Here is a 12,925-nt window from a genome sequence, read left to right on the forward strand (position 1 = left end):
GGCCGGTCCGTTCCATATCCCTTGAAGCTAAGGAATCGATACAACAAATGGCGGCGTCAATTGTGGGAAGAGGGGATTATTCCAGGCAGCCGTTACTCCGAAGCCGGGGGCATCAAAACGACTGGGGGCATGGGCCGCAATCCAGGGCCGGTTCCTGTTACATCATCCGCCGTCGTTTGTTCAGAAAAGCCAGCAGTGCCAGGTCAAATGGCGTCTGCGTGTCCACCTCCTCATATGAAATTCGCGCTTCGCTGCAGGCAATGCGAAAATCGCGGGTAAACTGATCCATCTTTTTTCTGTAGTCTTTCCGGATTTGTGAGGGGATCACATCCATTTGTCCGCCAGTTTCCAGATCCTCAAACACAAACCGGTCATCGGGGAAATCAAGATCCCGCTCGCTCCGTTTTTCCAGCAGGTGAAACAATACCACTTCATGTTTTTTATGGCGGAGGTGTTTCAGGGAGGAGATCAGCTCGTCGTGTCGGCGGGTATTTTCGAACAGGTCGGTCATCACCACAACCAGGCTGCGTCTGTTGATGCGTTCTGCCAGCTGGTGGATGGCGTCGGCCGAGGCGGTAAGGCGCGGTCCGGCATTCTCACTGTCCCTGGTTTCGAGGATCTCATCCATAATACGGTACAGATGAAGCAGGTGCGGATAGGAGGATTTTGCCGGAATAATTTCCCCGATTTCGCGGTCAAAAGGTACCAGTCCGCATCCATCCCGCTGCCGGTGAAGCATATAGGCAATGGCGGCCGCAAGATGTACGCCGTAGCGAAGTTTGGACCATTCGGCGAAATAACGGTACTGCATGGATGTGCTCACATCAAGGAGCAGGTAGCATCGCAGGTTGGTTTCTTCCTCATACTGCTTCACATAATGCCGTTCCGTTTTTCCGTACACCTTCCAGTCGAGGTGTTTCAGTTCATCCCCCGGGTTATAGGGGCGATGCTCGGCAAACTCGACACTGAACCCGAAATAGGGACTTTTGTGAAGTCCGCTGATAAACCCCTCCACAATCTGGCGGGCCTTGATTTCCAGCGGCGTGAGCCTGTTCAGCAGTTCGGGTGTCAGCAGCATGATTACTTTTTTTTCTTAAACTCTGTAAAAAACGGGAGAAATAAAATCTCAGACCCGGAAGCCGGGAACGGAACAAATGGATACAACACTCAAACTTCTTAAAAGTTTTTTTATTTTGATGTTCTGTTATCCTAACATGGAGTCCATTCTGATATGGCCACAATACTGACATCTTCCGGGCAGGTTCAATCCGTCCTCAAAAGCGCACCGGACATCCCCGTGCCAAAAGAGCTGCTGATGGTCACCCCCGACCATTTCTCGGTCGAGTACATCATCAACCCCCATATGTCCGGCAACATCGGCACGGTCGACAAGGAAAAGGCCCGTTGGGAGTGGGAGGTGGTCCGCGACAAATTCCGCAACCTGGGGTTGCTGATCCACGAACTGCCCGGCCAGCCGGGTTTGCCCGACATGGTTTTTTCCGCCAACCAGAGCCTGCCGATACTCGACAACAACGGCAGGAAGCATGTTCTGATGAGCATCATGCATTCGGAGCAGCGCCAGGAGGAGGTTCCCTACATCGAGCAGTGGTACCGCCGCAAGGGGTATGAAGTGCACTACCTTAACCCCGACCGCGTTTCCGATTTTGAAGGCATGGGCGATGCCATCTGGCATTTCAGAAAGCGGGTACTCTGGGGCGGATTCGGGTACCGTTCGTCACCTGCGGCTTACGAGCAGATTTCCGCGGAGTTCGACATCCCGGTGGTGATGCTGGAGCTGAAACATCCCTCGTTCTACCATCTGGATACCTGTTTCTGCATTCTGAACAGCGACACCGTCCTGATTTATCCACCGGCATTTACCGCCGAAGGGCTTGAGCTGATCCATGCCGGGTTCAGCAACATCCTGGAAGCGCCCGCCCGTGAAGCCGAAGAGCTGTTCGCCTGCAACGCCACCTGTCCGGACGGCCGCAATGTCATCATCCAGAAAGGGTGCAAGGAGGTCAACCAGCAGCTTAAAAAACAGCGATTCGCATTTCATGAAGTCGATACAACCGAGTTTCTGAAGAGCGGGGGCAGCGTATTCTGCATGAAAATCATGCTCTGGTGATATTCCGAAATAGTTCGTATCTGTCATGCTGGTGGTTTGCCGCCCGGGAGCCCGGAGCGGTATCCGGCCACTTGTGCTTATTATCAAATTGAAACATAGTCTGTTCCCATGAGTAACCCATCAGGTGCACCGCCCAAGAAGCGTGACTGGTTCACCCGTTTTCTGGACGTCGTAGAGTGGCTTGGAAACCTCCTGCCCCACCCGGTAACCCTTTTCGCCCTGTTTGCCACCGGAGTGGTTTTAATCAGCGGACTGGCGGAATACCTGAACTGGACGGTACCCGATCCCAGGCCGGAAGGTTCGGCGGGCAGATCACCGGACGGAATGATTGAGGCGGTCAGTCTGCTGAACGGCGACGGCCTGCGTATGATTCTCGAAAATCTGGTGACCAACTTCACCGGGTTCGCACCGCTGGGTGTCGTTCTTGTAGCTCTTCTGGGGGTGGGCGTTGCCGAGCATTCCGGCCTCATCAGTGCCGTCATCCGGGGGATTGTCCTCAAGGCGGCGTCGGTCAGGCCGATCGAAAAACCCCGTTTCGGCGGTATTACCAACGAAACGGGTCTTTGGCGCATGTTCCTGTACCTGATGCGCCGGCTCAAATACATCATCCTGCGGCCCTTCTCTTTTCTGCTGCAGCCCCGAATCCTGGTCACCGTCGCGGTGGTATTCACGGGGATTGTCTCCAATACCGCCTCCGAGCTGGGGTACGTCGTACTGGTGCCGCTTGGTGCCGTGGTCTTTATGTCGCTGGGTCGGCACCCGCTGGCCGGACTTGCCGCCGCGTTTGCCGGTGTTTCCGGCGGGTACAGCGCCAACCTGCTGCTTGGAACCATTGATCCGCTGCTGGCGGGCCTGACCCAGGAAGCAGCCCAGCTGGTGGATCCCGCTTACACCGTACATGCCGCCGTCAACTACTATTTCATGTTCCTGAGTGTCTTCGTGATCACGGCTGTCGGCACCTGGGTAACCATAAAAATCGTGGAACCCAAACTGGGTCCGTACGATCCCGATATCGCCCTGGAAGATGTGAGCGACGAACAATCTATGGCGCCGCTTACCAAAACCGAGAAAAAGGGGCTTCTGTGGACCGCCCTCACCTTCCTCGGGTTACTTGCCATTCTAGCCATGGGCGTACTGCCCGAAAACGGGGTTTTGCGCAATCCGGAGACCGGGGAAATCCTCAATTCACCGTTCCTTAACGGTATTGTGGCCATCATTTTCATCGTATTTGTGATTCCCGGCTTTGTGTTCGGACGTGTTACCGGCTCCATGCGTTCCGACCGGGATGTCATCGAAGGAATGGCCAAATCGATGTCAACACTCGGTCTCTACATTGTCATCGTCTTTTTCGCCTCCCAGTTTGTCGCCTTTTTCGGATGGACCAACCTGGGTCAGATTGTGGCGGTAACCGGCGCCCAGTTCCTCCAGAATATCGGGCTTACCGGCCCCCTGGTCTTCATCGGGTTCATCATGGTGTCGGGTTTCGTTAACCTGATGCTCGGATCCGCTTCGGCACAGTGGGCAGTGACCGCCCCCATTTTTGTTCCCATGCTGATGCTGATCGGATACAGCCCCGAAGTTATCCAGGCGGCCTACCGGATCGGCGACTCTGTCACCAACCTTGTGACCCCGATGATGAGTTATTTCGGACTGATTCTCGCCTTTGCCAACAAATATGACAAGAACCTGGGAATCGGCACAATTATCAGCACCATGCTGCCCTACAGCCTCTTTTTCTTCCTGGGCTGGATCGTGTTGTTTTATTTATGGGTGTTCATTCTCGGCATGCCGGTCGGACCGGAAGCTCCCACTTATTACACTCCCTGAGTTACCGCCCGATAACTTCAACCGGCGTGCACCAGAAGAGAGTAAAACGACAATATCCGGGATCAGAACCAATAAATAATTTCTGCATAATATTTTTTTTGCTTACATTCTCAGGAATTTAACGTTTTAATAAAAACGTGGACTACCATGGGTTTTTCCGGCTGGTGTTTTTTATTACGGGTAATTTCGGTTGAGTGTGCAATACGCAGGTTTACGCCCGTAACCCTTTTTCGCCGGTATCTATCAGGACTGATCACAAGGGCCGCCGGCAATCCGGGGCCTGAAACCGACAAATATGCCCGGATCTGAGTTATTCAATACCATCCCACATGTGTTCTCAGGTTTTAACAAAATCCGGCTCTGTTTTTTTTCAGTGTCGGATTTTTTTTGTTCGGGTTCCTGCCTGCACATACCGATCCCGCAGCCTGCAGGTGCCGGACACTCCCCTTCGCCACTGGCGAGTCCCCTCTATTTTGTACCACCAGCATCTCTTCCTAAATCATATCACCATTAACACGTACCCCAGGCTTCATGCATCAACCCAGAACTGACAAAGCGATTCTAGCCCTGGCCGACGGAACGGTGGTTCATGGCTATGCCATCGGCCACCGTGGAACCACCGGCGGCGAACTCTGTTTCAACACCAGCATGACCGGCTACCAGGAAATTTTCACCGATCCCAGCTATCACGGTCAGCTGATGATGATGACCTATCCCCACATCGGTAATTACGGCGTCTCGGGCCGTGACGATGAAGCCCGAAAAGTGATGATCTCCGGGCTGATCGTCCGTGCTTTCTCCCAACACTACAGCAATACCATGGCCGACGGCGACCTGGACAGCTATCTAAAGCGTAATCGCATTGTCGGAATCACCGGGGTGGATACCCGGCGCCTGGTTCAGCACATCCGCCGCGAAGGCGTACTGAATGCCATCATCTCGAGCGATAACGACGACCCCGAGGCACTTGTCGAGCAGGCCAGGGAGTGGCCGTCCATGATTGGACTCGAGCTGGCCAGCAAGGTCAGCCGTACCGAGCCCCGCACCATCAAACCGGGGGATTATGAGTTTTTCCGTCCCGCTGTTTCTCAAAGCGATCCTCTCGCCACCGGTGCCAATGCCACCTACAACAAGCCGGAAACGCACCCGGCCGCACAGGCTTCCAATGCCGCGCCTGACGGCTCCGCCCCGGCCCAGTCCAGCGCAAAGGCCGGTTCCTCCGATACCACCGAGGTATCGTCTCCGGAGAGCGGACAGAGCGAAGCCGCCCATCAGAAGAAGGAGTCCTCATCCCGTCAAACGATGCTGAAAATTGCCGCCCTGGATTACGGTATCAAAAACAACATCATCAACAGCTTTGTCCAGCGCGGCTGCATGGTACGGATATTTCCGGCTCAAACGGATTTCAGCGAAATTGAGAAATGGAGCCCCGACGCGTACTTTTTCTCCAACGGCCCGGGCGATCCTAACCCGATGGATTATGCGCTGGAAACGGTTCGTCAAGCCAAAGCCACCGGAAAGCCCATGTTCGGGATCTGCCTGGGCCATCAGCTGATGGCGATGACCGAGGGGATGAAGGTGATGAAAATGTTCGTGGGGCACCGCGGCGCCAATCAGCCTGTCAAAAATCTCAATCGTGGCCGCGTGGAAATCACCACCCAGAACCACGGTTTCGCCGTTGATCCCGATTCGGTTACCGATGATGTGGCCGTAATCACCCACCGCAACCTGAACGACGGAACCCTCGAAGGACTCAACTACAAACAACTCAACGGATTCAGTGTCCAGTATCACCCCGAGTCTTCTCCAGGTCCGCACGATTCCTCCTACCTGTTTGATGAGTTTGTCGATCGCATCCTCCGATACAAACAAGAAAACGGATCGGGAGAGTGACCGCTAACAATCCCTGCAATCCGGCCATCAACCGTTTTTAATACGCAACTCAGTACCATAACACCATGCCCAAACGCACCGACATCAACACCATTCTGCTGATCGGGTCAGGTCCGATTGTTATCGGCCAGGCCTGCGAATTCGATTACTCGGGAACCCAGGCCTGCCGTTCACTGCGGGAAGAGGGGTACCGTGTGGTCCTCATCAACTCCAATCCGGCCACAATCATGACCGACCCGATCATGGCCGACGCCATCTACCTGAAACCGCTCACCACCCAGTCCATCCGCGAGATTGTCGAACTCGAGAAGCCCGACGCGGTGCTGCCGACCATGGGCGGACAGACAGCGCTCAACCTGGCCCGCGACCTGCACCATGAGGGGTACTGGGAAGAGAAAGGTATTGATATCATCGGGGTGGATATCGACGCGATCGACATCACCGAAGACCGGCAGAAATTCCGCGACCTGATCGAGCGCATCGGCATCGACCAGTGCCGGAGCCGTACGGCGAAATCGCTGCTGGACGCCAAGGAAATTGCCCTGGAACTGGGCGGGTTGCCGCTGGTCATTCGCCCGTCGTTTACTCTCGGAGGTACCGGCGGCGGGATTGTATGGACGGAGGAGGAGTTTGAGCGCAAGGTGCTGCGCGGTCTCGAACTCAGTCCGATTCATGAAATCCTGCTGGAAGAGTCCATTTTCGGCTGGAAGGAGTTCGAGCTGGAGCTGCTGCGCGACAGCAACGAAAATGTGGTGATCATCTGTACGATCGAAAACTTCGACCCGATGGGGGTGCATACCGGCGACTCGGTAACCGTAGCACCGTCCCAGACGCTGACCGACAAGCAGTTCCAGCTGCTGCGCGACGCCGCCATCAGGATGATGCGTTCCATCGGCACCTTTGCCGGAGGCTGCAATGTACAGTTCGGTATGGAGCCGGGCACCGACCGTGTGGTCGCCATCGAAATCAACCCGCGGGTCAGCCGCTCATCGGCGCTCGCCTCCAAGGCCACCGGGTATCCGATCGCCAAGATCGCCGCGAAGCTGGCCGTCGGCTACAACCTGGATGAACTGGAGAATCAAATCACCAAAACCACCTCGGCATGCTTTGAACCGTCGCTGGATTACGTGGTAGTCAAGGTGCCGCGATTCAACTTTGAAAAATTTCCCGGGGTGGATGAAGAGCTTACCACACAGATGAAAGCCGTAGGCGAGGTAATGTCCATCGGCCGCACATTCCCGGAAGCGCTCAACAAGGCGTGGCAGTCGCTGGAGGTCGGCCGCGGAGGACTGGGTGCGGACGGCTACGAGGAGATCAACCGCGAGGAGGTGCGCAAGCGGCTGCTCAAGCCGTACTGGGACCGCAGCCTGCAGGTACGCAATGCGTTCAAACTGGGAACAAGCGTTGAGGAGTTGCACGATGTTACCCGGATCGACCCCTGGTTCCTGGAGCAGATCAGCTACATGGTCAGCCTGGAGAACCGGACCGAGGGCCAGACCCTGTACAACATCGGAAAAGAGGATCTGCGGGAGTTGAAGCAGGCCGGCTTCTCCGACAAGCAGATTGCGTGGATGCTGAGTCAAAGCGATGTGGAAAACATCACCGAAGCCCAGGTCCGTGAAAAGCGGGAGTCAATGGGAGTCAAGGCGGTATTCAAGATGGTGGACACCTGCGCCGGAGAGTTTCCCGCATCCACCCCGTACTACTACTCCTGCTACGACGAAGAAAATGAGAGCGAAGTCACCGACCGGAAAAAAGTCCTGATTCTGGGAAGCGGACCAAACCGAATCGGTCAGGGCATCGAGTTTGACTACTCCTGTGTCCATGCCGTGCTGGCCGCCAAAGATATGGGATACGAGACCATCATGGTTAACTGCAACCCCGAGACGGTCTCCACCGATTTCGATACCGCCGACAAGCTCTATTTCGAGCCGGTTTACTGGGAGCATGTGTACAACGTCATCCAGCATGAAAAGCCGGAAGGGATCATCCTTCAAGTGGGGGGACAGACCGCACTGAAACTGGCCAAGCAGCTTACCCGGCACAATGTCCGGATTTTCGGCACGCCTTTCGAAATGATGGACCTCGCCGAGGATCGCGGCAAGTTTTCCGAAACCCTGCTCAGGCTCAACATTCCGTTCCCCGCCTACGGAACGGCGTTTACTGCCAGGGAAGCCAGCGAAATCGCCAAACGCATCGACTATCCCGTATTGCTGCGCCCCAGCTATGTGCTTGGCGGCCAGGGTATGTGCATCGCTGTAAAGGAAAGCGAGCTGGAGGAGCATGTGCGGACGCTTCTCAAAACCCATCCCGAAAACGAGTTTTTGATCGACCATTTTCTGGAGAACGCCATTGAGGTGGACTTTGACTCGATCTATGACGGAGAACAGCTCCATATCTGCGGAATCATGCAGCACCTGGAGCCGGCCGGGGTCCACTCGGGCGACTCCACCGCCGTATTGCCGCCCTACTCGCTGAGCGACCGGGTGATCGAAACCATGAAAGAGTATCAGCTTAGAATTGCCAAAGCGCTGAATGTCAGAGGTTTCATCAATGTCCAGTACGCCGTGCAGGGATCCGACGTCTTTGTGATTGAGGCCAATCCGCGTGCCACCCGGACCATCCCTTTTGTCGCCAAAGCGACTGGCCGCCCCGAAGCCGATATCGGAGTGAAAGTGATGCTGGGCGCCAAGCTTTCGGATTTCGATGATCTGGAATCAAAGCTGGAGAATTATGCGATCAAGGAGCCGGTTTTCCCGTTCGACAAATTCCCCGAGGTCAAAAAGGAGCTGGGCCCGGAGATGAAATCCACCGGAGAAACCATCTACTTCCTGAAAGACTTCCAGGACGAGCATTTCCGGAAACCGTTTGAGTTCAAGAATCTCTATCTTAGCCGGTAGCGGTTACTCCGGGATGAGACTGCCTGACATTTCGCTTTTGTCACGGCAGCGTTTAAAAGTCGTCGGGCAGGTTCCTGAATGCGCATGAACTGCCTTGACTTGTCGCCTCGGCTCACTCCCGTATTGCCGTTTCTTTTTTACCAGCAGCCGCATTAACGCAACTCTTCGGAACATGCTTCAAAAGAATCTGGTCATTGCTTTCGGTGGAAATTCTCCCGAACACGAGGTTTCGGTACTTACGGCCATCCAGGCGGCTTCCGCACTGGAGACGGCCGGCTGGAACCTGATTCCACTCTATATCACCAAGGACGGGATCTGGCTCACCGGCGAACATCTGCTGGACCTGGAGTCCTACAAGGATATCCACGATGCCGAAAGGCGTGGAACCCCCTGCCATTTTGAGATGGGCGATGACGGAATGGCGCGGCTGGCCGCTCTCCCCGGCGGCCTTTTTAGCCGGACCAAACGGCACCGTATCGACGCCCTGTTGTGTGCCTTTCATGGGGCCGATGGCGAAAACGGCGCTTTTCAAGGGCTTTGCGAAACATTCAACATACCCTATACCGGTTCGGATGTCTCCTCCTCGGCCATTGGCATGGACAAACGACTCGCCAAGGAGCTTTGCCGGCAGGCGGGAATACCGGTGGTGGAGGATGTCCGAATCCAGGAAGAGGAGTGGATACGGGAACAGGAACGGCTTGTAACCGCATGCGAACAGCTCGGGTTTCCGCTCTATGTGAAACCGGTATCGCTGGGAAGCAGTATCGGTGTGCATCGGGTAGGTGACCGGCAGGCTCTTGCCACGGCTGTCGAGGAGTCGTTTCGCTACGATTCCGGGCTCCTGGTCGAAAAGGCGGTCCACCCGCTCACGGAAATCAATTGCTCGGCCCTGGGTGATCAGGACGCCGTACAGGTCAGCGTCTGCGAACAGCCGCTCGGCAAAGAAGAACTGCTCTCTTTCGAGGACAAATACATGCACGGGGATGGCGGAAAGGGGATGGCGGCGGCCAGCAGACACATACCGGCGCCCCTGCCCGAGGAGCAGACCCGGCAGATCCGGGAATATACCCGCCACATCTTTCACCAGCTTGGCTGCTCCGGAGTCGCCCGGCTCGATTTTCTGCTGAATACGGATACCGGTGAAATCTTTTTCAATGAAATTAATACCATTCCAGGATCGTTTTCTTTTTACCTGTGGGAAGCCACAGAGGTACCGTTCGACCGACTGCTGGGCGAGCTGATTTCGCTCGCACTCAAACGACATCAGAAAAAAAACAGCCGTGTGCGCTCCCATGAAGTGAATCTGCTGAGTCAAAAAGCGGCAAAAGGGCTCAAGGGGCTGAAAGGCGGCAAGTAACCTCCCTGTAATTACTTATGGCACTTATGTCAGGTAAAAAAACCATGTGCGGACACGTTCCGGCTGACTCCTCGTCTTTAGTAACCGTCCTGTTCCTGTTCATCTCGTTTGTAATCCGGTTTTCGGGCGCTCTTGCGGGACTATCGAAAGCGATTGCCCATAACCGGGGCACATCAGGCAGACGGACACCATCCGGTCAGGTTTTCTTTTCACAACAGGCGCTTTCCGTCCCGGATGTTGCGTGCAACTGGAAGCCCGTGCAAGGCTCCCGTCAGTTCAATGCGAACCCGCATCCGGCTTTGTGGCCGTTGTTGCTGGCCGGTGCGTTTGTTCTGGCCTCCTGCGGGACATCAACAGAGACCGTGGTTGTAGACCGCCAGGCGAGGACTATCGAAGTAGAAGAGGACGAAATCGTGGAGGACACCTCAGTCCGGGTACTCAAACTTGGAGAAGTCAACCCCATACGAAGCTTCGATCCGTTATTTGCAGAAAATTCCGCAACCATGCGGGTTGTCATGCTGGCCTACGAGGGACTGGTGCGCTTCAATGAAAACGATGACATCGTTCCTGCAGCCGCCCGGGGCTGGGAGATTTCCTCCGACTCCCTCCGCTATACCTTTCACCTGCGGAATGATCTCTTTTTTCATGATGATGAGAGCTTTACCCAGGGGCGCGGGCGAAGAGTCACCAGCCGTGACGTTGTTCGTGTATTTGAGCGCATGGCTTCGCGGGATGTCCCCACACATGGCGCCGAACTGTTCATGAACACCATCCGGGGATTTGAGACCTACTTCCTCGAACAACACGAGCTGTTTTTTGATGCCGACAGAAAAGTCGACCGCATAACCGGGATCGAGACCAGCGGAAACGCCACCGTCATCTTCCACCTGGCCGAAACGGACCCCCATTTTCTTGAGAAACTCGCTTCTCCTTACGCCGTGCTTTACCCCTCTGAACCCTTTCGGTTTCGGGATGAGGGACTTCATCGCCATGCCGTCGGCACGGGACCGTTCCGTTTTGAGTCCTCTGTAGGCGACAGCATCCACATTTTTCTGCGAAATACCACCTACAGCGGTGCAGGTCAGCAAGACCGGCGCATTCCCAATGTCCACCGGCTTGAACTGCTCAATGTAAGCGATGAGACGCGCCTCTACTCTCACTTCACCAGGAATCGAATCGATGTCATTCCCGAGCTGGGTCTGCTGAGTATCCACACCCTTGTCGACGACAACAACGAGCTTTTTGAAGAGCTGCGCAGTTTGTACCGGATTGAGGCCAGGCCTGACCCCAACCCGGTTGTGGTGCGCTATAACGCGGCAAACCGGTTTGGGCTGGATCACGCCGATGCCGCGGCAATCCTGCGTCATGTGAACACCGACACCCTGCAGTCCGCTTTGCGAAACCCCACTCTCAGGGTCACTTACAAGCAGGAAGAATTCAGCCAGACCAATATCGGAAGGGTATTTCGCCGGTTTGGAAACGAGGGTGACCGCAGGATGCTGTTCGCATTCAACCAGGACAACCGGCCGCGGCTGATCACCTCACAGCTGGTCGGTCTTGTGGATGATAATCTGAATGTGGATCTGATTCAACGCCGTGTATTCAGCCGGGACACCTTCCTGTACACCGACTATCTGACCACATTCATCCCCGGAGTGGAACACGCCCCCCGGCCGCAGGAGGTGCTCAGACTGGAATCGGATCGTTATCTGCTTTCCAACCAAAGGATTGAAGGGATTCGTACCAACAGCCTCAGCTGGTGGATCGACCTTGCCCACGTACGGGTTAGGGACATCGATACACCCTAGTTCCGAATCGGGCGATTTCACCCGAAATCCTTTCATATGAGCAGTTTTTTGCCTATATTCAGGGGTTCAAAAAAATATTATTCTCCCTCCCCATGAACCTCTCAGTACTCGTCAATCAGGGCAGCGACAGAACGGCACAGGTTGCTGCCGAGCTGCTTGTTATGGCAGGCAAAATGGGGTTCCGAATCCATATGAGCAAGAAGGCGGCCAGGGCTGTAGCAAAGCACGGGAAGACGCCTAAAGTTCACACCTTTGATACCGAGCGGGAAGCGATGTCCATGGGGGAGATCACGATTGCCATTGGCGGAGACGGAACGATACTCAGAGCCGCCAGGCTGGTCAGGGAAATACGGCACCCGTTGCTCGGTATCAACAGCGGGCGCCTCGGCTTTCTTGCGAACGTTCAGCAGCAGCATATGAAAGCGGCACTCGTAAAAATCATGAATGGCGACTATCAGTTGGATCAGCGCCATTTCATCCAGGCGGAGTTCAGCGACGGCAGCATCGCTTACGCTCTCAACGAGTTTGTCTTTTCCAGAAAGGGTACGGTTTCGATGATTACGCTGACCGCCGAATATGACGGCAGCCTGATCAACCGATACTGGGCCGACGGCATTATCGTTTCGTCGCCGACCGGATCAACGGCTTACAACTTGTCGACCGGCGGACCCATTGTGCTGCCTCGCACCAATGTGATGGTACTTACGCCTATTAGTCCGCATACCCTGACGACACGACCGCTGGTGCTGTCGTCCCAAAAGAATCTGACCATAAAAGTAGAACCTGCAAATCAGAAGGTGCTGTTCTCTGGGGACGGCGCCAATTACGATTTGCCTGATAACGACCCGGTTGTGCATATCCGTCAATCTGACCAGGATATCCACCTCATCAAGCTTTCGGGCCAAAGCTATTTTCAAACCCTGCGGGAAAAACTCATGTGGGGTGCCGATATTCGCGAAAAATCTGAAAGTATTTCAACCATTAAACCATGAATCATTAAACCAGACAACAC

Annotated in this window: 8 protein-coding genes; 7 read left to right on the top strand and 1 reads right to left on the bottom strand. The window is 55.0% G+C overall.

Annotated features, from left to right (window positions below; all coding sequences use genetic code 11):
* Window positions 1-157: 157 nt before the first annotated feature.
* The gene (locus QA596_08165) at window positions 158-1,078 is read right to left on the bottom strand and encodes a DUF58 domain-containing protein (protein ID MDG5767436.1); all 921 of its coding nucleotides are present in this window, start codon (window positions 1,076-1,078) and stop codon (window positions 158-160) included.
* A gap of 153 nt (window positions 1,079-1,231) precedes the next feature.
* Here QA596_08165 and QA596_08170 point away from each other — a divergent pair, with 153 nt between their 5' ends.
* The 7 genes from QA596_08170 (at window position 1,232) to QA596_08200 (ending at window position 12,905) form a co-directional block, all read left to right on the top strand.
* Window positions 1,232-2,128 (top strand): arginine deiminase-related protein, encoded by an 897-nt coding sequence (locus QA596_08170; GenBank protein MDG5767437.1) that lies wholly within the window; start codon window positions 1,232-1,234, stop codon window positions 2,126-2,128.
* A 108-nt stretch (window positions 2,129-2,236) separates the two neighbouring features.
* On the top strand, window positions 2,237-3,955 hold the full coding sequence (locus tag QA596_08175) for an AbgT family transporter (protein MDG5767438.1): 1,719 nt from the start codon (window positions 2,237-2,239) through the stop codon (window positions 3,953-3,955).
* Between the two features lie 531 nt (window positions 3,956-4,486).
* The gene (locus tag QA596_08180; protein ID MDG5767439.1) at window positions 4,487-5,848 is read left to right on the top strand and encodes a carbamoyl phosphate synthase small subunit; all 1,362 of its coding nucleotides are present in this window, start codon (window positions 4,487-4,489) and stop codon (window positions 5,846-5,848) included.
* Window positions 5,849-5,913: 65 nt separating this feature from the next.
* Window positions 5,914-8,748: a carbamoyl-phosphate synthase large subunit gene (carB, locus tag QA596_08185; protein MDG5767440.1), complete on the top strand. Its 2,835-nt coding sequence runs from the start codon at window positions 5,914-5,916 to the stop codon at window positions 8,746-8,748.
* Between the two features lie 172 nt (window positions 8,749-8,920).
* Entirely contained in the window at window positions 8,921-10,105 is a 1,185-nt protein-coding gene (locus QA596_08190) for a D-alanine--D-alanine ligase (GenBank protein ID MDG5767441.1), read from the top strand.
* Window positions 10,106-10,131: 26 nt separating this feature from the next.
* Entirely contained in the window at window positions 10,132-11,913 is a 1,782-nt protein-coding gene (locus tag QA596_08195; GenBank protein MDG5767442.1) for an ABC transporter substrate-binding protein, read from the top strand.
* A 92-nt stretch (window positions 11,914-12,005) separates the two neighbouring features.
* Complete coding sequence (locus QA596_08200) at window positions 12,006-12,905, top strand: NAD(+)/NADH kinase (GenBank protein ID MDG5767443.1); 900 nt, start codon at window positions 12,006-12,008, stop codon at window positions 12,903-12,905.
* Window positions 12,906-12,925: the final 20 nt, after the last annotated feature.

Source organism: Balneolales bacterium ANBcel1 (genome assembly GCA_029688905.1).
GTDB lineage: Bacteria > Bacteroidota > Rhodothermia > Balneolales > Natronogracilivirgulaceae > SLLW01.